The sequence below is a fragment of the Rhizobium sp. J15 genome (assembly GCF_002531825.1).
Classification (GTDB): Bacteria; Pseudomonadota; Alphaproteobacteria; order Rhizobiales; family Rhizobiaceae; genus Rhizobium.
In genome coordinates this window covers 16,998-38,534 of sequence record NZ_NWSX01000056.1, presented here as the reverse complement: position 1 = coordinate 38,534, position 21,537 = coordinate 16,998, and the positions used below count along the sequence as shown (strand labels likewise).

Sequence of the window (21,537 nt, the reverse complement as noted above, 5' to 3'; positions counted from 1 at the left end):
CAGCGCAAATTGAACATGCAAGGGGGCCACACGGCACCCCAATCATTGCTCTTCGCTTGCGCTCAGCGCACTCGCTCCTAGCGTCGCTCGCCCCCTCATCCGCCTGCCGGCACCTTCTCCCCGCTGGGGAGAAGAGAGATGCCGCGCCGGCACACTTCCTTTTGCTCCCGCAGCTTCGAACGACGCTACGCAAGCACGGCACACCAACCTCCCTCATCCTGAAGTGCCCAGACCAGCGGCCGGAGCCTCGAAGGACGAGGGCGGGTGATGGACGCCCACAGCCTCCTCCCCCACCTCCAGCCGGATGCGCGCCGCCATCGCCGGCCGCATGCCGGGCGGCGGCGAAACAAGCGACAGCCGTAGCGTCACCGTGCCCTTCTCCCTTGAGATGACAGGTGCGATCTTCGCCACCTCGACCGCAAATGGCCGGTCGGGAAAGCCGTCGAGCACCGCCTCGCCTTTGAGCCCCGGCCGCACCAGCGCCATATTGGCCTCGGCGACATCGGCATCGATCACCAGGCTCGCCGTATCGGTGATGACGAGCAGGCTTTCATTCTCCCGCACGCTGTCCTCGCGCGACAGCACCGTGTCGCCGGCATGCGCATCGAGCCGCGTCACGGTGCCCGAGATCGGCGCCCGCACGGTCAGCGCGTCCACCTGCTCGCGCGCCCGGTCGAGATCGAGCTTCGCCCTTTCGAGATCCTGCCGCGCCTGCTCGGCGGCATTGGCGGCCGCATCGAAAGCGGTCTTTGCCTGCTCCAGCGCCTCGGCCGGCATGGCGTCGCGGCCGGCGAGCCGCTCGGTGCGATTGAGCGACGAGCGCGCCTGGGCAAGCGCGATATTCCGCGCCTCCAGCGTCAGCTCCGCCGCCCGCTCGGCTATGCCGGCGCCCCGAAGCGCAAACGCGGCACCCGCATCATCGAGCCGCACCAGCACCTGCCCGGCCACGACCCGATCCCCCGCCTCCACCTCGACGGCGACGATCCGCCCCTCATATTTGGAAAAGACGGTGGCGATGTCAGGCGCCACCACATAACCGGAACCCGCGATCTCCCGCCCCGGCCCGGCCGCGCCGCGGGGAAGCGCAGCCACCGCCCCGGTCTGCGCCTGCGCCGCATCCGTCGCCTCGGCGCCGCTCGAGGCCGCAGTTCCATGATCCGGACCGTCAGCCCAAAAATCAGCAATCCCGGCCCGCCAAAAGACGTCCGCCCGCGCCATAACCAGCGCTCCCGCCCCAACCGCCGCAGCCAGCGCCAGCACCGCAAGCGGCATGATCCGCCGCCGGGCAGAACGCTCCGGCGGCTCCGTCTTCAAAATTGCCGGGTCAAGCGAAAGCGATGTCAGCCTGGCGGCAAGGTCATGGTGATGTTGTGTCGTCGTATCCATGCCGCCAGAATGGCCGACACCGGCAAAACCGCGACCTCGAACGCGATCCAGGTGGTGCTCGATCGCGATTGTGTACCTGCGACGGCGTGGCCATCCGTAAACGGGCACATGCGGGCGATCGTCGCCCCACCGTAAACCTTCGTTGGGACGCCCTTACCTATCCCTCCTCATTCCTGTGCTTGTCACAGGAATGAGGGAGGCTGGGGCGACGTTCTCGTCATATTTCTGCCAATGCGCCGGGAAAGCGTATCGTGCTGACCATAACCCAAAACCATCCCAAGAAGAGGCCGCAAGCAAACCGCCCGCCCTCACCCCTCCCTCTGCCGCCAGGCCACCGGCGTCATATCCGTCACCCGGCGGAACTCGCGATTGAAATTGGACTTCGTCTGGAAGCCCACCTCGAACATCACCTCCGTCACCGATTTGCCGGTGGCGGAAAGCAGGCGGCAGGCTTCGGCGATCCGGTAGTCGTTGACATATTGCGAGACGTTCTTGTCCATCGTCCGGTTGATCGCCGCCGAGATCTGGCGGCCGGGGATGCCGGCCTTACGGGCGAGCCGGTCGAGGTTGAGATTGGCGTCGCGATAGAGCTGCCTCGCCTCCATCAGCGCGTCGATGGCGGCGATCGTTTCCTTGTCCTCGCCGGTATCGGGCCTCGGCACCGCTTCCGCCACTTCCGCCGGCGCCGGGCTGCGGCTGGCGGCGGCCGCCGCAATGCCGAGAACGACGAGGGCGGCGAGGTTTCCGACGCTGATCAGCGCCAGCGCGCGCTCGCCCTTCGCCGAGATGAAATCGAGGAAGACGAAGATGTCGAACGCCGCCGACAGGCACAGCGCAGCGGCGGCGAAGATGATCGCCCGGTAGGCCGGCACCGCGCCTTCGAAAGGCGCCAGCCGCAGCGCATCGGCGCCCGGGCGCATCAGAAGCAGGATCGCCAGAGCATAACCGACGAAGACCAGCACCAGCGCGATGTCGATCGCCTCCCGCCAGAAGGCGACCAGCAGCAGGACGAGCACAGCCGGCAGCCCATGCAGCGCGATCCGCCCCGCCAGCGGTCGCCGGCTCGTCCTCACCAGCCGGGAAACCCCGGCATAGGCAAGTGGCGGCACCATCGCCGCGATGACGGGCGCGATCAGGCCCACCGCCTGCACCCCATAGCCCCAGCGCAGGCCGGAGAGCACGGATTGCAACGCCGTGAGCAGGATCAGCGCCAGAAACGGCAGGTTCGGCGCCGCCTCCTCGTCGCGCCTGACGACGGCGACGAAGAGGATGACGAGCAGCAAGGCGACGACGAAGGGCAGCGGAATGAAGATCATGGGCTCTGATATCGGAATGGCTATCGCGGCCATCATCGCCGACTCCGCCGCCCGGCGCGACCTCCATCACGTTTTAGGACGTGTTTTCGGCGGAAAAATTTTGGCGGTCGGCCAGGGCGCCCAGCCGTGTGGCTACGGTTTCCGGTGCGGCCCGCCTGCCGCGACCCTAAAACACGTTTGCAACAGGCTCCCCGCCATGCTAAAAATTGTGATTTCAGCAACATAATACAACAGGCCACCACCATGAACCTCACCACCGCCCTCGCCCGTGAAGCCGCGATTGCCGATGCGTTGCGCGCCATCGACGAAGCGATCGGCGAGGAGGCGCCGGGCGAGCAGGCCTTCCGCATCGTCGCCGCCATCAAGGCCCTGCGCGCCGACAGCGCGCCGCATGTCGCGAGCCTCGAACGCGTCGATTACCTGGAAACGCTGCAGAGAAGCGCCCGCGCCGCCTGGAACGGCCGGTATGCCGCCGGCAGCATCGGCCCCGACTTCGACGCGGTCGCCGGCCTCGACACCCCGCTCGGCCGGCTGAAGATGGTGACGTGGCGGCGCGCCTGGCGCGGCGGCAGGATCGCCTGGGCCAGCGAATATTACCTCGACGACGACCCCGTCAGCATCGCCGAAATCCGCGCCTCCGGCCTGGCTCAACGCCCGACGACGCGGAAGAGACGGAAGGGCTGAGGGTCGGGGGGAAGCGGGCATTTCGCTTGGCGCTCAAGGCGAAGCGAAAGAGAATGGAAGGTTGTGCCGTGTGGCCCCCTCATCTGCCTGCCGGCATCTTCTCCCCGCTGGGGAGAAGCGGAATCGCAGCAGCGTCTCACCTTTCTTGAACGCATCCTTTGTGGATGCGAAGCCTTCGGCTTGCTTCCTCTTCTCCCCAGCGGGGAGAAGGTGGCCCGAAGGGTCGGATGAGGGGGCCACACGGCACACGTCTCATCGCTGCTCACTTTGCAAAGAGCACAGTAAAACCGAGTCCACCAGATCTCAAGCGGAGGCTTGATCGACGCGCTCTCCAATCGCGCAATCATCGTTTTCTGCGTCGCGATTCAACATCACAACCATTGCCCCATTAAATCGACACCATCGTCGCGTCATCACCACAACTGACAACACCATAAACCCAACCTAGCCGCCCTCACCAGCCACCAACCCGCACGCCCATACCAATGCGATAATCACACCACAAAACCCCAGGATCACACCATGCGCGGACAGGTCTCGCTTTTCACCGACAACACCGCCTTCAAGGCCAGCGTCTCCGGCGGCCATGGCAAGGGGTATTTGTCGCTCGATATGGAGGCCGACGGCGTCATGGTCGTCATCTTTGCGCCGGCGGGGCGCAGGCGGGGGCTGGAGCGGATCGCCGCTGTCATGAACGAGGAGTTCGGCCGGCCGCCGGCCGAGGGGGATGGCGAGGACGAGGCGCTGGAGGCGGAGCTTGCCGCGGGCATCGAGGCGATCGGCTTCTGATCATGTTCGAAACGCGCTACACGCTGACGCGCGGCGAGGACGAGATCGATCTGGTGATCGAATATTCGCTGACGCCCTATCACCCCGGCAGCCGCCACGCGCCGCCCGAATTCTGCGCGCCCGCCTCCGGCGGCGAGGTCGAGCGGCTGAGCGCCCTCCTCGGCGGCGCGCTTATCGATCTCACCGATGCCGAATACGAACAGATCGAACGGCATATCGAGGAAAGCCACGATCATTTTCTGGCGGCCTGATTGCGCGGCCGGCAAAAACGGGGAAAGGCCGGCGAAGCATCGCCGGCCCGTTCGCCTTTCACCTGGAAGTGTTGCGCGGCCGGCGGAACGGCCCGACCAGGCGATAGCGCTCTTTATTCAGCGGTATCGTCGTCGGTGGTCTGATCCTCCAGCGAGTCGCGGATCTGGTCGATCTTGCCGACCTCCTCGCCCACACCGAGAATGCTCTTGGCCTCCGCGAGAACGGCGGGGCTGATCGTGCCGGTCTTGCTGGCCGATTCCAGCGCTTCCTCCAGCGCTGCGTCGCCGAGCAGCGGATCGTCGGCCGCCGGCTCCACACCATTGTCCAGCTCATACTGGGCATAGGCCGTCGCATAGGCGCGGATCTCCGCCATGCGCGGATCGGAGGTGTTCATCAGCGCCCGGTAGTTGCGCTTCAGCGAGTTCAGGCCGGCCATCTGGGCGGCGAGGTTCTTTTCCCTAGTGCTGACGGTCTTCGTCTTGGCATCGGTCGATTTGCCGCGCACCGTGTCGGATTTCTTGCCGCCGGAGGATGACTTCAGGCTGCCTGAACCCTTGCCGGAATTGCTGCTGCCATGGCCGGAATTGCCGCCGCCATGGCCGCCGCCGTTACCGCCGCCATTGCCTCCTCCGTTGCCGCCGCCATTCCCGCCGCCTTCTCCGCCCTTGGCGAAGGCGACTGCGCTCGTTCCCATGGAGGCGAGCGGGCTGGCCGCGACCGCGAATGAAAAGGCCACCATCGTTGCGATTGTTGCGATACGCATGACTTTCTCCTGATTGCCATCGATTCCACAACTAACCCTAAAGGGGTATCGCTATCCGCGCATCGGTCGAAGGTCCGGCCGCCGCGCGGCCTTTGGTCCGGCCCCCTTCCCCTCCGCGCCCGGCCAAAGCGAAGCGCCGCGGGAACTGCCCGCGGCGCGTGTTTTTCGGATCGAAGCGGGAAAGCCGGCCCGCAACCCCAGTCAGCCGATACCAGGGCCGATGATGGCGATGACGGCGGGCGATGCGTCGGCCTGCCCCTCAGGCGATCGCATTGACGAGGCCGCCTTCGGCCCTGAGCGCCGCACCATTCGTCGCCGCCGAGCGCGGGCTTGCGAGATAGGCGACGAGATCGGCGATCTCCCGCGCCTCGATCATCCGCTGCAGAATGGAGGAGGAGCGCGCGGTGGCGAAGAATTCGGCCTCGATCGTCTTGATCGGCGCGGAGGGATCGGCCGCCTGGCTGCGCAGGAAGGCTTCGATGCCCTCCGAGCGGGTCGGCCCCGGCAGCACCGAATTGACGGTGACATTGGTGCCGCGCGTCAGCTGCGCCAGGCCGCGCGAGATCGAAAGCTGCGCCGTCTTCGTCGTGGCGTAGTGGATCATATCCTGCGGGATGGCGATGGCGGATTCGCTTGATATGAAGATGATCCGGCCCCAGTTGCGCTCCAGCATGCCGGGCAGATAGGCGCGCGACAGGCGCACGCCGCTCATCACGTTGACGTCGAAGAGCCGGGTCCAGTCCTCGTCACTGATATCGCCGAAGGCCTTGCTCTCATAGATGCCGAGATTGTTGACGAGGATATCGACCGAGGGCGCGGCCCTGGCGATATCAGCAGCCCCTTCGCCGCTGCCGGCATCGGCGAGGATGCCGCGGACATCGGCCCCACCCGAGGCCTTGATATCGGCAATGGCGGCGTCGAGCTTGCCCTGGTCGCGCCCGGTGATGAGCACATGAGCACCTTCGTTGGCGAGCGCGCGGGCGATTTCGAGGCCGATGCCGGCCGTGCCGCCGGTCACGAGTGCAGTCTTGTCGGTCAGTTTCAGGTCCATGACGGATCTCCAGATTGTCTCTGGCAATAATCTATGATCTGAACCGCAGCCAGACTATTGCCTAGGAAAGACAAGCACCTGTGAATGGAGATCATCAATGCCGCGTATTCTGATGGAACGCTCCGGCGAAATGGAGGTCTTCACCCGCGTCGTCCAGGAGGGCGGCTTTTCCGCGGCCGCCCGCAGCCTCGATCTGACGCCATCCGCCGTCAGCAAGCTGATCGCCCGGCTGGAAAAGCGGCTCGGCGTCCGGCTTCTGCTGCGCACCACCCGGGCGCTGACGCTGACGGAGGAAGGCGAAGCCTATCATCATGCCGCGCTGCGCATCCTGCAGGAGATGAACGATGCCGATCAGCAAGCGGCGGGCGGCGCGGTGCGCGGCCGGCTGCGCGTCAGCGTCACCGTGCCGCTCGGCACCATGTTCGTCGTGCCCGCCATGCCCGGTTTCGTCGCCCGCAATCCCGATCTCGTCGTCGATCTCAGCCTCAGCGACGGCATCGTCGATCTGGTCGCCGAAAAGACCGATGTGGCGATCCGCATGGGCAACCTGCCGGACAGCGGCCTGATCGCCCGCAAGCTCGGCCAGTCCAGGCGCGTCGTCTGCGCTTCGCCCGCCTATCTCGCCCGCAAGGGCCGGCCCGAGACGCCCGCCGATCTCGAAAGCCACGATTGCCTGACCTTCAGCTTCCGCCGCGCCCGGCCCTCCTGGCCCTTCCGCTGCGAAGGCCGCGATCTCGAACAGCCGGTGACCGGAAGCCTCGTCGTCAACAATGGCGAGACGATGAAGCAGATGGCGCTTGCCGGCGCCGGCATCGCCCGCCTCGGCCTCTTCCACGTCGCCGCCGAAATCGCCGAGGGAAAGCTCGTCGCACTGCTGGAGGATTGCAATCCCGGCGACCTGGAAATGGTCCATGCCATCCACGTGCCCGGCGGCCCCGTCCCCCACCGCGTCCGCGCCTTCATCGACCATATGGCCGAAACGCTGAGGGCCTCGCCGCTGCTGCATGCGGAAGGCTGACGGCGCAGATCGAGACCCCGTTGCCGGCACGGCCCGACGCCCTATCCTTCCCTGCGCGTTCGAATGGGGAACTTTCGATGTTCGAAAAACTGCGGCACGGATTTCAGCAGCCAGGCGCTGGCCCCGCCGAGATCACGGCGCGCGAGGCCTCGCTCGGCATCAGGCTGCCGGAGGATTACAAGGCATTCCTGCGCACCTCGAACGGCTTCAACGACGATCTCGGCAAAGGCTACCTGATCCTCTGGAGCATCGACGAACTCGCCATGGCCGACGGCTACGAAATCTTCGCCCTCCAGCCCGACCGCTTCCTCATCGGCTCCAACGGCGGCCCCACCGCCTACGGCATCCTCGCCGGCAACTACATCTCCATCCCCTTCGTCTTTTCGGGCCCATGGCGGGATGAAGTGCGCGTGCTGGGCGGGAATTTCGAGGCGTTCATTGCGGCGATCGAAGCGGGGGATGGGTGGTAGGGATTGCTCTGAAAGGCAATGGAGGACGCGCCGTGCGGCCCCCTCATCTGCCTGCCGGCATCTTCTCCCCGCTGGGGAGAAGCGGGCAAGCCGAGAGCTCCCCGTCCACAAACGATACCTTCGAGAAGGGCAAGATGCTGCAGCGATTCCGCTTCTCCCCTCGGGGAGAAGATGCCGGCAGGCAGATGAGGGGGCCAAACGGCACACAGTCCATTGCCATTCGCCGCCCCGCCCTTCGAGGCTTCGCCCTGCTTCTACCGCGCCTGCCCCACCATCCGCCCGCCCACAACAAACCCGCGGCCTACAGCTGCGGCTACGTGGAGGCAGATCAGCCCGGCCGCCGCCAGCGCGTTGATCGCCAGCACCTCGGCCACGACGGAGAGCGAAAAGGCGCCTTCGCCCGATGGCAGCACCGCCGTTGCGGCATAGAGCACGCCTTCATAGGCGACGAAGCCGGCGAGGAAGGCGCCGGCCATGGTCAGGGTAAGATCGGCCCTCAGGCGCAGCGCCGCAAGGGCTGCGGCGAGCGAGGCGAAGGCCGCGATGCCGATGGCAAGGCCCCAGGCATGGCTGTCCCACGTCTGGGGATAGCCGAGCACGAGATAACCGACGAGCTGATTGGCGAGCCAGGCGAGCAGAACCGCCGTCACCGCCATCCGCCGAGGAAGCACCACCGCCGAGACCGCCGCCAGCGCCACGAAGGGCGTCACACAGGCAAAAACCAGGCTGAGCCCGACGCTGGCACCCGCAATGACGGCCACCCAGAGGGCGGCGAAACCGGCGGCAACCGGGCGCAGGGGAAGCTGATCTCGTGCGAACATCTCGAATACTCCGTTCGGCAAGGCGCGCAGGCGCTGACGGAAATGATAGCAAAACCACGCGCAAAGGCCAGTCACTCCGTTCAGGCCTCGCCTGGCCTCAAGCGGAGCCTGAGGCCGAGCAAGCCTGAACTTTGGCTATACCCGAGCGCAACCCATGCCCGACTTCGGGACAGCCACCGCGCCGCGGGTGGAAACGCCGCCATGACAGGCGCCCAAGGGAAGCCGGCGGCGGCCGTCTCAACCATCGGATGCAATGCAAGCACAAGCACGCGGGATCCAGCAAAAATCACGCAAAAACAAAGAGATGCAGTACCGCCACAAGGCCGGAAAACAGAAAAGCCGCCCTCGCCGCCAAAATGCGAGAAGTCAAAATTATTATTAAATCCGCGTTAATCAGTGAATGCGAATATTCGCCCAATGTGGAGGAATTGCCTCTTCTTAACCTGGGAGCATGGCGTGGATATTCTCGGTCGTGGTGCGAATGCTGTTGCGGTTCTGGATTCGCTCGCGAAATCCCAGGCGATGATCGAATTCGACCTGACGGGCAGGATTCTGACGGCCAACGAGAATTTCTGCCGCGCGATGGGTTACAGCCTCGCCGAAATCGTCGGCCAGCATCACAGCATGTTCGTCGAGAAGGAATACGCCGCCTCGGCCGAATACAAGGCCTTCTGGGCCAAGCTCGCCGCCGGCAATTTCGATCAGCAGCAGTACAAGCGGATCGGCAAGGGCGGGCGTGAAGTCTGGATCGAGGCCTCCTACAATCCGGTCATGCGCCGCGGCAGGCCGGTCAAGGTCGTCAAGATCGCCACCGACATCACCCGCCAGAAGCTGATCGCCGCCGAAGATGCCGGCAAGCTGGAAGCGCTCTCGCGCGCCCAGGCGATCATCGAATTCACGCCCGAGGGCGAGATCCTGGGCGCCAACGAGAATTTCCTGGCCGCGCTCGGCTATTCGCTTTCGGAAATCAAGGGCCGGCATCACTCGATGTTCTGCGAGCCGGCCTATGCCGCATCGGCGGACTATAAGAGCTTCTGGCCGAAGCTTGCCGCCGGCCAGCTCTTCGCCGACGAATTCATGCGCATCGGCAAGGGCGGCCGCAAGGTCTTCATCCAAGCCTCGTATAATCCGATCTTCGACATGAACGGCAAGGTCTTCAAGGTCGTGAAATTCGCGACCGACGTGACGCCGCGCGTGGAAAACGTCGAGGCGCTGGCGACCTGCCTGACGAATCTTTCCAACGGCGACCTCTCGCAGAAGATCGCCTCCCCGTTCATTCCGTCGCTGGAGCGGCTGCGCACCGATTTCAACAGCGCCTCCGACAAGCTGAAGCATGCCATGGCGACCGTCGCCGACAATGCCAAGGCGATCTCCTCGAGCTCGGAGGAGATCGGCAGCGCCGCCGACGACCTGGCCAAGCGCACCGAGCAGCAGGCGGCCTCCGTCGAAGAGACGGCCGCGACGCTGGAAGAGATCACCACCACGGTCAAGGACGCCAGCAAGCGCGCCGGCGAGGCCGGCGATCTCGTGACCCGTACCAAGGCCCATGCCGAGCATTCCGCCAAGGTGGTGAAGGATGCGATCGCCGCCATGGACCAGATCGAAAATTCCTCGCGCGAGATTTCCAACATCATCGGCGTCATCGACGAAATCGCCTTCCAGACCAACCTGCTGGCGCTGAACGCCGGCATCGAGGCCGCCCGCGCCGGCGAGGCCGGCAAGGGCTTTGCCGTCGTCGCCATGGAAGTGCGCGAACTCGCCCAGCGCTCCGCCGATGCCGCCAAGGAAATCAAGGCGCTGATCACCGCATCGAGCGGCCATGTCGCCACCGGCGTCAGCCTCGTCAGCAAGACCGGCGGCGCGCTCGAGGAAATCGCCGACCAGGTCCATCACATCAACAGCAACGTCATGGCGATCGTCAAAGCCTCGCGCGAACAGTCCGCCGCACTCGCCGAAGTCAACAATGCCGTCAACTCCGTCGATCAGAGTACCCAGCAGAATGCCGCCATGGTCGAGGAACAGACGGCGGCAAGCCACAGCCTCGCCCATGAGGCGGCCGCCCTCTTCGAACTGCTGAGCCAGTTCCGCTTTGACGACGCGCCGAAAGCGGCGAATGTCGCGACGCTCGCCCCGGCCAGACAGCCGGCGCCGAAGCCGGTTCAGCTCCACCGCCCCCGTCCGGTCAAATCCCACGGCTCGGCCGCCGTCGCGGAAGCCGGCTGGGAGGATTTCTGATCGGCGGGGATAGCGGTCAGTCCATCCGGTACTGGATGTGATGCCGGCCGTGCACGGCCGATTTCTGCACATGGGCGCGCACGCCGAACACCCTTGCGATCAGATCCTCCGTCAGCACCGCCTCCGGCGCGCCGGCGGCCACCACCGCGCCCTTCTCCAGCACCGCCAGACTGTCGCAGAACATCGCCGCCAGATTGAGATCGTGCAGCGCGACGATCGCGGTGATGCCGAGCCTGGAGATCAGCGAGAGGATGTCGAGTTGGTGCTGGATGTCGAGATGGTTGGTCGGCTCGTCGAGCAGCAATTCGCTCGGCGTCTGCGCCAGCGACCGGGCGATATGCACGCGCTGGCGCTCACCGCCCGACAGCGTCTGCCAAAGCTGGCCCGCCCTCGCCCGCATGCCGACCCTGAACAGCGCCTCCTCGACGGCGGCATCGTCCTCCGCGCCCCAGGGCGCCAGCAGCCCGCGATGCGGCGTGCGGCCGAGCCGCACCACGTCGCGCACGGTCAGCTGCGTCTCGGTCGTCGATTGCTGCTCGACGAAGGCGACGCGCCGCGCAAGCGCTGCGCGCGACAGCGAGGCGATATCGTCGCTGCCCAGCCGGATGACGCCGCTGCGGACCTTGCGCAGCCGGCAGATCAGCCTCAGCAGGCTCGATTTGCCGGAGCCGTTCGGCCCGAGGAGGCCGAGCACCTTGCCCTTTTCGACCGTCAGGCTGACACCGTTGACGATGACGGTGTCGCCGGCGGCAAAACTCACCGCGTCGATCGTGATGCTCATGCGCTCCTCCGCACGCGATAGAGGATGACGGCGAAGGCCGGCGCGCCGAAGAGCGCGGTGACGACGCCGATCGGCAGCACCTGCTGCGGGATGATGATGCGCGAGACGATGTCGGCGCCGACCATGTAGATCGCGCCGCCGAGCGCCGTTGCCGGCAACAGCCGCCGATGCCCCGGCCCGACGAGGAAGCGGGCGGCATGCGGGATGACGAGACCGACGAAGCCGATCGAGCCCACCATGCTGACGACGCTCGCCGTCATCGCCGCCGTCAGGGCAAAGAGCAGGATCTGGACGCGGCGGACAGCAATGCCGAGCGAGGCGGCCGCATCCGTGCCGAAGGCGAAGGCGTCGAGCGCCCGGACATGCGCCATGCAGATGAGGAAACCGGCAAGCGCGATCGGCACGGAGAGATAGACATCCGGCCAGCGCACGCCGCTGAGCGAGCCGAGCAGCCAGAACAGCACGCCGCGCGCCTGCTCGGCATTGGCCGAGGTCGTGACGATATAGGAGGTGAGGCATTGAAGAGCTGCGAACCGGCCACGCCGCAGAGGATGATCCGCTCGCCGGTGCCGCCCGACCCGGTGGCGAGAAAGCCGACCAGCAGGAAAGCGACGACCGCGCCGAGAAAGGCGCCGCTCGAAAGCCCGAGAACGCCATAGCCGAAACCGAGGATCATCACCGAGACCGCTCCCGTCGAAGCCCCGGCCGAAATGCCAAGCACATAGGGTTCGGCCAGCGGATTGCGCAGCAGCGCCTGCAGGATGGCGCCGGAGAGCGACAGCGAGGCGCCGGCGCTCGCCGCAACCAGCGCCCGGCTGAGGCGGTAATCCCAGACGATGCCCTGGTGGATGCGGCTGAGCTCGAACGCCGTGCCGAACAGCCGGTTCGAGACCGCCTCCGCCGTGGTCGTGAGCGGTATCGCGATCTCGCCGATCGAAACGGCAAGGCTGATCATCAGCCCGAGAAGAAGGACGGCGGCAATGATGAGCGCGGCAAGCGCCCACCATCCCGGCTCTCTGGCCGATGCTGCCGTCACTGGGTCAGGCCGAAGGACTTGATGCCCTTCGCCAGCGTCTCGATGCCGTCGATGGTGCGGATCGTCGGGTTCATCGATTGCGCGTCCATCATCACGAAGCGCCGGTTCTTGACCGCGTCCAACTCCTTGGTGACGGGATCCTTCTTAAGGAAATCGATCTTCACCTCGGGATCGTCGGCGGCATAACGGCGCCGGTCCATGGTAGCGAGCACGATGACGGCGGGGTTCGCCTCGGAAATCGTTTCCCAGCCGACCAGCGGCCATTCCTCTTCGGTGGTCACGACATTCCTCGCGCCGATCGCCTTCAGAATATAGGCCGGCGCACCGTTCTTGCCGGCGATGAAGGCGTCGCCATTGACCTCCTTGCTGGAGAACCAGAAGACGACCGGCAGGTTCTTGCCCGATGCGCCCGATATCGAAGCCACCGCATCGGCCTCGCGCTTCTTCAATTCAGTGATCAGCGCATCGCCGCGCTCCTTCACGTCGAAGATCTCGGAAAGCTCGGCGATTTCCCGATAGATCAGCTCCATCGTGAACAGCTCCTTGCGCACCCCGTCGCCGCCATCGGTATTGACCTTGGCGACGCAATCGGCCGGCGAAAGATAGGTGTTGATGCCGAGATCCTCGAACTGCTCGCGCTTGCCGACCGAGCCCTGCGCGCCGACATGCCATTCGAACTCGGCCGCCACCAGATCCGGCTCCTGGCCGACGACGGATTCGAAGCTCGGATCGTTGTCGGCAAGCCGCTTGATCTTGCTGTTGGCCTCGGCATATTGCGGCAGCACCGGGCCGACCCAGACCGCCGTGCCTGTGATTTTCTCGGCAAGGCCGAGCGAGAAGAGAATTTCGGTCATGCCCTGGCCGATCGAAACGATCTTCGACGGCGCTTTGCGGAAGGTCACCTCCTTACCGCAATTGCTGACGGTGAGCGGATATTGGGTGGCGGCAAGGCCCGGTGCCGCAAGGCCGATCAGCCCGAAGGCGAATGTCATGGTGGCGAGAAACTGGCGCATGAAAACCTCGATTGAAAGGGAAAGGAGCATGGCTTCGCCGCGCGGCCCACGGGCGGGCGCGCAAAGCCTAGCCGCAGGCGGCCCAATCGAGACGGATGCATGCCGCAGTTCGGCGAAGGGTCAGAAGGTCAATCATGTCTGCTCCTTGTCCGGGCATCCCCGCCCGGTTGATTGGATCGTGATTGACGGCAGGTCTCCTGGCTCGCGAATATCCGCCGCTCATCCGCCTTCCCGCGATAGCTCGCAGTGGCCGGGCCTCAAGGCCCCAGGAAACGCCGGCGCGCCGGCACTCCCGATATGAACGACAATCCGCTTACAGTTGCGGGGGCAGCCACGGTCTCGGTCCCTCTTGGGGTCGTCCTCACCGTGTTCCCTATTAATCCCCTCGGAGTCATCCTCAGGAAACCGTCACCCCCAGTTACGTCGCCACCCGGCCGGCGTCAATGATTATTGCGGGCGGCGTCGGGTTGCGGCCAAGCCCGGCACGGCTGCGCCACGGCAATTATCCTTTGAAATGGTCCAATGACCGGTCTAAATTAGCCGGGAGAAACAGGCTGCGCCTGGAGTACAGGAGAACGACATGCGGGTATCCGTGACCGATGCCAAGGGGCAATTGACCGAGCTGGTCCGGCGTGCCGAAGCGGGCGATGAGGTCATTCTCACCCGGCACGGCCACGCCGCCGTCAGGCTGGTTCCGGTCAGACCGGCGCCAGACCGCAAATCGCGCCGGGCGCTGCTGGAGACGGCGCGGGCTTCGGCCGCCGCCAAGGCCGCCGACGGCCCGCCGGCCGCGCGCAGCCAGGATTTCCTCTATGGCGATGACGGCCTGCCGGAATGATCGCCGTCGATACGTCAGCCCTGATGGCGATCCTGCTCGGCGAGCCGCAAGCCGACGCCCTCATCGCCGTCCTCGAAGCCGAAAACGAATTGCTGATCTCCGCCGGCACCGTCGCCGAAGCCCTGATCGTCGCCGCCCGGCGCAATGTCGGCGAGGAGATGGAACAACTGCTCGAAGGCCTCGGCTTCGAAATCATCTCCGTCACCCCCGCCTCCGCCCGTCGCATCGCCGAGGCCTACCGCATCTGGGGCAAGGGCATCCACCCTGCCGGCCTGAACTTCGGCGACTGCTTCGCCTACGAGGTGGCGAAGGAATATGGTTGCCGGCTCCTGTTCGTGGGGGATGATTTTGGCAGGACGGATGTGGAGGGGATGGTGTGAGAGGGAAAGCGATGTATGCCGCGTGGATACCTGCTATCTCATGATCGCCCTGACACCTCACTCTATCGTCGGACAGCGGTAAATCATGCAGCGTTTCACAGACCTCTCCGAAATCGAATGGATCAAAAATGGCATTGCGAAGGCAACGCCGGAGACGCTCGGAACGGTATCGCGCCTCATCCCGCCGATCTTCCCCGCCTACGTGAAAGTGTTTCATCCGATTTACGAGGATCTGACGGTCGAGGACGCACAACTCTCCTGGCAAGACCACGCAAAGCTTGCTGACGAATTCGCTTCAGCAAAGCCGGGAGATACCTTGGCGACGATCCAGAACAATTGCACGATGGTTTATGGCGGACCAGGGCCAGATGCTCAGCTCGTCCCACTTCGCTGGCGCGCGCTTTGCGACGCCCTTGGCATGCCCTATGCACCGACCCTATCGGTATGGTCGTTCACCCGGCGCTTCGCTGGCGGCAGCTGGCCAAAACGATTGATCGGGCCGGACGAGGGAAATCTTGCGCCACCTGAGCGCGACGCACTCATCTCTATTCTCCATCGTCATACGTCCTCAGCTCATTGCTTTTTTCATCTCTGGTTGCTGGCAACCGAGATTATGGAGGATCTGGTATTTCGAGCGACACTCACCGAGGCAGCTGCTTTCCCGGATGAAGTTCCCGACGCCCGCCTGACGCCAACGCATTGGTTCCCTGAAGATCGCAGCTGGCTTGTTTGCAGCGACTACGATCTGCCTTCACGCTCGTCGGAGGATCAGAATTGTTGGCACAGGACCTGTTGGACAGCCAGGCGCTCGAATGTGTACGAGTTTATCCTAATACGAGAATTGATTCCCACGCCGACATCCCCGATCCTCTATAGGTTCGCTCGCGAGACTCCGCATTCACACTACCGCTCCTGCCGCAACGCTGCTCCCTGCGTTCCTACAACCCATCCAGCGGTATCTTCAAATAGCGCCGCCCGTTCTCCTCCGGTTCCGGCAGCCTGCCGCCGCGGATGTTGACCTGCAGCGCGTGCAGCATCAGCTTCGGTTTCGCCAGCGTGCGATCGCGCGCCTGCCGGAGCGCGACGTAGGCGGCCTCGTCCTTGCCTGCTAAGTGCGGGTTGTCGCGTTTCTGGGCGGCGACCGTGCTTTCCCAGCGGGGGTGGCGGCCGTTCGGCTGGTAGTCGTGGCCGGAAAAGAGGCGCGTCTCCTCGGGCAGCGACAGGATCGCCTGGATCGAGCGCCAGAGGGCGGCCGCGCTGCCGCCGGGGAAATCTGTGCGCGCCGTGCCGGAATCCGGCGTGAACACCGTATCGTGCACGAAGGCGGCATCGCCGACGACATAGGTGATCGAGGCCAGCGTATGGCCCGGCGAAAACATCACCCGCGCCTCCATCGCGCCGATCTTGAAGGTCTCGCCATCGGCAAACAGCCGGTCCCATTGCGAGCCGTCGGTGGCGAGCGTGGGAAAATTATAGATCTCCTTCCACAGCGCCTGCACCTCTGTCACATGCTCGCCGATCGCCGTCGGCGCGCCGGTCCGGCCTTTCAGATAATGGGCGGCGGAGAAATGATCGGCATGCGGATGGGTGTCGAGGATCCATTCGAGCGCGAGGTGCTCGGCCGCGATATAGGCGAGGATGGCATCGGCGCTCGCCGTGCCCGTCGCGCCGGAGGTTTCGTCGAAATCAAGCACCGGGTCGATGATGGCGCAGCGCCGCGTCGCCGGATCGGTCACGACATATTGCACGCTCCATGTCGCGGGATGGAAGAAGGCCTTCACATCAGGCGCTTGGCCTGCCCGCTTTTCCAGAAACCGCTGCGCGCCGGCGAGATCGAAGCCGTGGCTCTGGCCGAAAGCCGCGACATCGCTTGATTTCATCCGCCCGTCGAGCACCTCGCCCAGCGCATAGAGCGTCAGCGCCCGCGTGCCGCTCTTGCAATGGGCAAGCACCGGCCCCTTCGCCTCGGCCATCGCCGCCTGGAAGGCGCGGATATCGGCCTCGGTGATCTCAGCGCCCTTCACCGGCACGAAACTGTAGGAAAGCCCGGCGGCGGCGGCCGCCGCCTTTTCCGCCGCATTGCCCGGCTGCCCGGGCTCCTCGCCATCCGGCCGGTCATTGATGACGCCGGCAAAACCGCGCGCCGCAAAATCGGCAAAGTCCGCTGCATCGGGCTGCCCCGCCACCGATATCAGCTCATTGACCCTCACGGACGTCATCGAAGCCCCCTATGCGGATAATTTCATATGGATGCGGCTCGCGGTCAAGGAAATCCAATGGGTGGTCAATGGTGGGAGGCAGGCGCAGCGCTGCGGCGCGATGCTTCGAGGCTCCAGCCTTCGGCTTGCGCACCTCAGGATCAGGTCCGTTGGATCATGCCGCGCCTAGGCCCCGAGCGCCTCATCCTGAGGTGTCCGTGGGGCCGCGATTGGCAGACACTCCCTCTCCTCCGTCATTCCTGTGCTTGTCACAGGAATCCAGTGCGCCCAAGTCCTTGGGCGCGAGAGACTCCCTTAGCCGTGAAAAGAGTCGTTCACCGCGCAGACGCGCGGTGGCTGGATTCCTGTGACAAGCACAGGAATGACGGAGGAAAGGTAAGTGGCCGATACAGAGGCAGAATGGAAGCAGCGCTGCGGTCCGATCCTTCGAGGCTCCAGCCTTCGACTTCCGCGCCTCAGGATGAGGTCCGTTGGAGCATGCCGTAGCAACGCCCCGAGAGCCTCATACCCAGCCGATCAAGGCCGCATCGGCCCCTGCAGGCGGTCCATGACCTGGAGCAGGAGATCGGCGCAGGCCTTCATCGGTTCGTCTTCGGCGCATTTCAGATCGATCCTCGTATCGCCGTCCTCGATGCGGAAGCGGGCGGCCTTGGAGGGCGGCGGTCCGCGGTGGTGGCCGCGGTAGAAGCCCATGTCGCCTCTCCTGCCGTGCGGCGAGAAAGCGAGGCGGTCTCTCGACGGTCCGTCCCGCATGACTTCCTCGCCGGGCGGAGACGGCGGCGGCGAACCGGCATCGGCGGCCGGCGGCGGGGCTGCGCCTGATGGAGGCGGGGCGGATGGTTCCTGGGCGAAGGCGGCGCCGGTGAACGCGGCAAGCGCAAGGCCGGTGAGCAAAAATCTTTGCATGGCGATCGTTCCTCTGCTGGAAGTGTCGGGCGTTCTCTAAACCCCGCAGCCCCGGCTTTGGTTCACGCCGCCTTGCCGCCTTCGCCGGGAAGCACGAAGTTGTGAACCGCGCTACCATCAAAAGGAGAGCGTCGCCGCGCCCTGCTTGATCTCGGCATGCAAGAAACAGCGCTGACGCACGATCCTTCGAGGCTCCGGCCTTCGGCTTCCACACCTCAGGATGAGGTCCTTTGGAGGATGCCGCCCTCTAAAAAACGCTGCCGACTGCACGGTCGGCAAGGAGCTGCAAAGTATTAATCGCGCCGTAAATTCCACGGCCGCCGTAATAAAAACTGGCCCACAGCAGCACGCTGAGAACAAAAGCTGCGATGAAGGCCCAGAACTTCACGCAAGACGTCTTTCTGATACAGCTAGACTTATTTTATATTAGGAATGTTTACTATATAAATCCTGCAAACGCAAATAGAATTATTCAACCTTCAGATTGCATAACATCGGCAAGCGCGACGGGCCAAAATGGCCGGCATGGGCTGGAGAAAGCCGCGTCGCCCCTTATTTCAAGCATGAGATCGGAAATGACGAGCCAAGGGAGCCATCCATGCTGAACAAGAACACCATCTGCCTCTGGTACGACAAGGACGCCGAGGCTGCCGCCCGCTTCTACACCGAGGTCTTTCCCGGCAGCGCCATGGGCGCGCTCATCCGGGCGCCGGGAGATTATCCCGAGGGCAAGCAGGGAGAGGTGCTGGTGGTCGAATTCACCGTCGCCGGCGTGCCCTGCATCGGGCTGAACGGCGGCCCGTCGATCAAGCACAATGAATGCTTCTCCTTCCAGATCGCCACCGAAGATCAGGAGGAAACCGACCGCTACTGGAACGCCATTATCGGCAATGGCGGCCAGGAAAGCGCCTGCGGCTGGTGCAAGGACAAGTGGGGCGTCTCCTGGCAGATCACGCCACGCGCGCTCAGCGAAGCGCTGAAAGCCGAGCCCGCCGAGGCCAAACGCGCCTTCGACGCGATGATGACCATGCATAAGATCGATATCGCCGCGATCGAAGCCGCCCGGCGCGGCTGAGGCGCCTCGCGACACAACGAAAGCCGTGCCGCCGCTTCCTGCGTCATGCTCGGCCTAGTGACGGATAGAGACAAGGCTACCCAGCAAAAAGCCCCGCCAATCATTGACGGGGCTGTTCTTGCTGAAAATCGCTTCGCAACAGATCCTGGGAGAATCAATAGCTGCCTTCTGCCAGGCCAGGCTGGCGCGAAGCTTGCGCCACGATAGGAACCACCGATGACCCGCTTCGTTTCCCGGAAAACAGCGAGGTGCAACATGTATGTGGTTCTCGGTGCAGCGGGCAATGTCGGCTCCGGCCTCCTGGAGGCGCTGCGAGCATCGGGCGAAGGCGTCATCGCGGTCGTCCACAGCGCGGAAAAGGCGCGTGCGATCGGCGGCGGCAATGTCGAGGCCGTGGTGCAGGATGTCTCGGATGTGGCAGGGTTGCGGGCCGTCTTCCGACGCGGCAGGCGTGCCTTTCTCCTCAATCCGCCGGCCGATCCCGGCACCGATACCAACAGGGAGGAACTGAAGACCGCACGCAGCATTGCCGCCGCGCTCGAGGATTCCGGCCTCGAAAAACTCGTAGTGCAGTCGACCTACGGCGCCATGCAAGGCGACGGCATCGGCGACCTCACTGTGCTCTACGAATTCGAGCGGCTGACCGAGGCCAGCGGCATCGCGACGGCGATCAACCGCGGCGCCTATTACTACACCAATCTCGACATGCTGCTGGAACCGGCCCGGCAGGGCTCCATCCCGACCGCCTTTCCCGAAGACCTTGTCCTGCCGATGGTCTCGCCCACCGATCTCGGCAAGGCTGCCGCCGCGCGCCTGGCAAGTCCGGTGAGCGACACCGGCATTCACTATGTGGAAGGGCCCGAGCGGTATGATTTCGCAGATGTCGCGGCTGCCTTCTCCGCGCTCGTGGCCAAACCCGTCCGCGTCGCGACGACGCCGCGCAGCGATTTGGAGGAGAGCTTCCGCGCGCTCGGTTTTTCACCCGCCGCCGCTCGCTCCTACGCCCGCATGACCGAGGCGACGCTCGACGGCCCAGAATTGCCACCGGCACCGCATCGCGGCGCGATCAGGCTTGAAGATCATATCGCAGCGCTTGGATGATCTGCCCTGGAAACAGCGACTTAAGGCGCATCGGCTGAATCAAATTCTGAGAAGCGTGCCGGTGACATCAGCGACCGTCACGGTTTTTTCGAACGCTCCCATGGATGCCGCCAACGCTCAACAGAGCCGATCCTGAGGTGCGATCCGCAGGATCGCCTCGAAGGACGAGGCGGGCGCACCGCCCCTCCTCCCGTCAATCGCCGACCGTAAATCCCCACGACGACGGGTCGATCAGCTCCCGCGGCGGGATCATCTCCTCCATGTCGACCGGCCGGCGTTTCGCCTCGACGGCGGCGAAGGTCTCGATGGCGCCGGATGCATCGCGGCCGATGAGTTTCAGCGGCATGCCATCCCGGGTGACGCATTCGGCTCTCAGGACATTTTTGACGGCCGGCCTCAGAATATCCGGCTTCAAATCGAACCAGGTGCACTCTTCTCCGCGATGCGACGAGGACGGCAGGTTCATGTCGACCCGCTCGAATGTCTTGTCGAAGGCGGTGTAGGGATAGCTGGAGGCGCGCGGCGAACGGCGGGCCTCGAAGCGATGCAGGTCGTCGACCGTGGAGACCGCCATGCCCTGGTTCTCGAGCTCGTTCCAAACCTTGAACTGCACCGCTCCATCAGGCCCGCGACGGTCTTCGAGCCGCCATGGATAATGCCTGAGCAGCCTGATCTCAGTCCGGCCGTCGGCTGTTTTCATCCTGACGTCGAAATCGGCACGATCTGCCGGCCTCTCAGAATAATCGCGCCGCGGCTTCAGCCAGAAGGCCGGCTCGAAGACCCTCTTCGGCGGCCGGACATCGGATTCCGCCACCGGTGCGCGCTCCAGCCTGACCAGATCCGTCCCGTCATTCGCCGTCATTTCGCCGAAGGGCTGGCTGGTGGCGACTTCGATGCCGTCGCGCGACAGGCAGCTGCGCCAGGGCGGCTGCAACCGGTCCTCCGTCTCGGCCTTCTCGCTGAGCTCCCACCAGCTGCAAACCTCGCCGGCCTTGACGCGCACCACGCCGGTGTCCTTCGCCTCCGGCGGCGTGACTTTCTCGATGATTGCCGTGGCGAAATCTTCGTCGTCTTCCGATTTTGCCAGCCACAGCAGAAAGGGATTGTCGAAATAATTGCCGTAGGCAACCGTCCTGACCGGCGTCTTGACCTCCTCGACCTTCGTCCATCCCTTGTGATGCAGGACGGTGCGGGCGAAGGTTTTCACCTCGAACCAGGTCTCCCGGATGACCATGGAAGCCTTGTAGTCGGGCACATCGCGGCTGGCGGAGAAGGGAATATCGTCGGCCCTGCCGCCGCCGGCCGCCAACAGCACCGCGCCTGCTATGACGACCGAGGCCGCTGCACGTCTTTTCAAGATAAAACCCTCGCCAATTCCGAACGCCGGGCACTGCAATCCCGCC

23 protein-coding genes, 1 pseudogene and 1 riboswitch are annotated in these 21,537 nt (G+C 64.6%); of the genes and pseudogenes, 12 read left to right on the top strand and 12 right to left on the bottom strand.

Translation table 11 applies throughout. The annotated features are described in order from the left end of the window. Positions 1-213: 213 nt before the first annotated feature. Together CO670_RS29005 and CO670_RS29000 are read right to left on the bottom strand one after the other, a co-directional pair. Positions 214-1,386, bottom strand: coding sequence for an efflux RND transporter periplasmic adaptor subunit (locus CO670_RS29005; protein ID WP_097593466.1), 1,173 nt, complete (start codon positions 1,384-1,386; stop codon positions 214-216). A 308-nt stretch (positions 1,387-1,694) separates the two neighbouring features. Beyond that, the gene (locus tag CO670_RS29000) at positions 1,695-2,702 is read right to left on the bottom strand and encodes an AraC family transcriptional regulator (protein ID WP_097593465.1); all 1,008 of its coding nucleotides are present in this window, start codon (positions 2,700-2,702) and stop codon (positions 1,695-1,697) included. A gap of 243 nt (positions 2,703-2,945) precedes the next feature. On the opposite strand from CO670_RS29000, the gene CO670_RS28990 reads away from it, so the two are divergent. The 3 genes from CO670_RS28990 to CO670_RS28980 all read left to right on the top strand — a co-directional run bounded on the left by CO670_RS28990 (position 2,946) and on the right by CO670_RS28980 (position 4,426). Continuing rightward, positions 2,946-3,386, top strand: coding sequence for a hypothetical protein (locus CO670_RS28990; RefSeq protein ID WP_097593462.1), 441 nt, complete (start codon positions 2,946-2,948; stop codon positions 3,384-3,386). Between the two features lie 522 nt (positions 3,387-3,908). Next, on the top strand, positions 3,909-4,175 hold the full coding sequence (locus tag CO670_RS33130) for a hypothetical protein (protein ID WP_097593460.1): 267 nt from the start codon (positions 3,909-3,911) through the stop codon (positions 4,173-4,175). 2 nt (positions 4,176-4,177) lie between these two features. After that, positions 4,178-4,426: a hypothetical protein gene (locus CO670_RS28980; RefSeq protein ID WP_097593459.1), complete on the top strand. Its 249-nt coding sequence runs from the start codon at positions 4,178-4,180 to the stop codon at positions 4,424-4,426. A 113-nt stretch (positions 4,427-4,539) separates the two neighbouring features. On the opposite strand, the gene CO670_RS28975 is transcribed toward CO670_RS28980, so the two are convergent. Further along, a complete protein-coding gene (locus tag CO670_RS28975) occupies positions 4,540-5,190 on the bottom strand; it encodes a hypothetical protein (protein WP_097593458.1) in 651 nt (216 codons plus the stop codon). 259 nt (positions 5,191-5,449) lie between these two features. Continuing rightward, the gene (locus CO670_RS28970) at positions 5,450-6,241 is read right to left on the bottom strand and encodes an SDR family oxidoreductase (protein ID WP_097593456.1); all 792 of its coding nucleotides are present in this window, start codon (positions 6,239-6,241) and stop codon (positions 5,450-5,452) included. 97 nt (positions 6,242-6,338) lie between these two features. Here CO670_RS28970 and CO670_RS28965 point away from each other — a divergent pair, with 97 nt between their 5' ends. Together CO670_RS28965 and CO670_RS28960 are read left to right on the top strand one after the other, a co-directional pair. Then, positions 6,339-7,259, top strand: a complete 921-nt coding sequence (locus CO670_RS28965) for a LysR family transcriptional regulator (protein WP_097593455.1) — start codon at positions 6,339-6,341, stop codon at positions 7,257-7,259. Positions 7,260-7,336: 77 nt separating this feature from the next. Beyond that, the gene (locus CO670_RS28960; RefSeq protein WP_097593454.1) at positions 7,337-7,729 is read left to right on the top strand and encodes an SMI1/KNR4 family protein; all 393 of its coding nucleotides are present in this window, start codon (positions 7,337-7,339) and stop codon (positions 7,727-7,729) included. A 254-nt stretch (positions 7,730-7,983) separates the two neighbouring features. On the opposite strand, the gene CO670_RS28955 is transcribed toward CO670_RS28960, so the two are convergent. After that, on the bottom strand, positions 7,984-8,550 hold the full coding sequence (locus tag CO670_RS28955; protein ID WP_097593452.1) for a hypothetical protein: 567 nt from the start codon (positions 8,548-8,550) through the stop codon (positions 7,984-7,986). A 456-nt stretch (positions 8,551-9,006) separates the two neighbouring features. On the opposite strand from CO670_RS28955, the gene CO670_RS28950 reads away from it, so the two are divergent. Then, a complete protein-coding gene (locus CO670_RS28950; RefSeq protein ID WP_097593451.1) occupies positions 9,007-10,785 on the top strand; it encodes a PAS domain-containing methyl-accepting chemotaxis protein in 1,779 nt (592 codons plus the stop codon). 16 nt (positions 10,786-10,801) lie between these two features. Here the strand turns inward: CO670_RS28950 and CO670_RS28945 are convergent, their stop codons facing one another. Together CO670_RS28945 and CO670_RS28940 are read right to left on the bottom strand one after the other, a co-directional pair. After that, the gene (locus tag CO670_RS28945) at positions 10,802-11,566 is read right to left on the bottom strand and encodes an ABC transporter ATP-binding protein (RefSeq protein WP_097593450.1); all 765 of its coding nucleotides are present in this window, start codon (positions 11,564-11,566) and stop codon (positions 10,802-10,804) included. Then, positions 11,563-12,518 (bottom strand): annotated as a pseudogene (locus CO670_RS28940) (iron ABC transporter permease). Before CO670_RS28940 ends, CO670_RS28945 begins: the two are co-directional and overlap by 4 nt. Between CO670_RS28940 and CO670_RS33490 the strand changes: the two are divergent. After that, the gene (locus CO670_RS33490) at positions 12,415-12,624 is read left to right on the top strand and encodes a hypothetical protein (RefSeq protein WP_245426082.1); all 210 of its coding nucleotides are present in this window, start codon (positions 12,415-12,417) and stop codon (positions 12,622-12,624) included. The pseudogene CO670_RS28940 and the gene CO670_RS33490 sit on opposite strands and share 104 nt — an antisense overlap. Here the strand turns inward: CO670_RS33490 and CO670_RS28935 are convergent. Continuing rightward, positions 12,599-13,615: an ABC transporter substrate-binding protein gene (locus CO670_RS28935; protein WP_097593475.1), complete on the bottom strand. Its 1,017-nt coding sequence runs from the start codon at positions 13,613-13,615 to the stop codon at positions 12,599-12,601. The two genes, CO670_RS33490 and CO670_RS28935, sit on opposite strands and share 26 nt — an antisense overlap. A 169-nt stretch (positions 13,616-13,784) precedes the next feature. Beyond that, a riboswitch (cobalamin riboswitch) is annotated at positions 13,785-14,040 on the bottom strand. Between the two features lie 155 nt (positions 14,041-14,195). Between CO670_RS28935 and CO670_RS28930 the strand changes: the two genes are divergently transcribed. The 3 genes from CO670_RS28930 (at position 14,196) to CO670_RS28920 (ending at position 15,851) form a co-directional block, all read left to right on the top strand. Continuing rightward, the gene (locus tag CO670_RS28930) at positions 14,196-14,453 is read left to right on the top strand and encodes a type II toxin-antitoxin system prevent-host-death family antitoxin (RefSeq protein ID WP_097593448.1); all 258 of its coding nucleotides are present in this window, start codon (positions 14,196-14,198) and stop codon (positions 14,451-14,453) included. Next, entirely contained in the window at positions 14,450-14,833 is a 384-nt protein-coding gene (locus tag CO670_RS28925) for a type II toxin-antitoxin system VapC family toxin (protein ID WP_097593447.1), read from the top strand. Before CO670_RS28930 ends, CO670_RS28925 begins: the two co-directional genes overlap by 4 nt. Before the next feature lie 85 nt (positions 14,834-14,918). Continuing rightward, positions 14,919-15,851, top strand: coding sequence for a hypothetical protein (locus tag CO670_RS28920; RefSeq protein WP_245426077.1), 933 nt, complete (start codon positions 14,919-14,921; stop codon positions 15,849-15,851). Here CO670_RS28920 and blh read toward each other — a convergent pair. From blh to CO670_RS33125, 3 genes are all read right to left on the bottom strand, one after another. Then, positions 15,772-17,052, bottom strand: a complete 1,281-nt coding sequence (gene blh / locus CO670_RS28915) for a bifunctional sulfur transferase/dioxygenase Blh (protein WP_097593445.1) — start codon at positions 17,050-17,052, stop codon at positions 15,772-15,774. The genes CO670_RS28920 and blh overlap by 80 nt on opposite strands. Before the next feature lie 516 nt (positions 17,053-17,568). Next, positions 17,569-17,958: a hypothetical protein gene (locus CO670_RS28910; protein ID WP_097593444.1), complete on the bottom strand. Its 390-nt coding sequence runs from the start codon at positions 17,956-17,958 to the stop codon at positions 17,569-17,571. Between the two features lie 247 nt (positions 17,959-18,205). Beyond that, positions 18,206-18,346, bottom strand: coding sequence for a hypothetical protein (locus CO670_RS33125; RefSeq protein WP_176539047.1), 141 nt, complete (start codon positions 18,344-18,346; stop codon positions 18,206-18,208). A 213-nt stretch (positions 18,347-18,559) separates the two neighbouring features. On the opposite strand from CO670_RS33125, the gene CO670_RS28905 reads away from it, so the two are divergent. Then, on the top strand, positions 18,560-19,033 hold the full coding sequence (locus CO670_RS28905; protein ID WP_097593473.1) for a VOC family protein: 474 nt from the start codon (positions 18,560-18,562) through the stop codon (positions 19,031-19,033). 255 nt (positions 19,034-19,288) lie between these two features. Then, positions 19,289-20,134: an NAD(P)H-binding protein gene (locus tag CO670_RS28900; protein WP_097593443.1), complete on the top strand. Its 846-nt coding sequence runs from the start codon at positions 19,289-19,291 to the stop codon at positions 20,132-20,134. Between the two features lie 193 nt (positions 20,135-20,327). Here CO670_RS28900 and CO670_RS28895 read toward each other — a convergent pair whose 3' ends face one another. Further along, positions 20,328-21,491: a hypothetical protein gene (locus tag CO670_RS28895; protein ID WP_097593442.1), complete on the bottom strand. Its 1,164-nt coding sequence runs from the start codon at positions 21,489-21,491 to the stop codon at positions 20,328-20,330. Between the last annotated feature and the right edge of the window lie 46 nt (positions 21,492-21,537).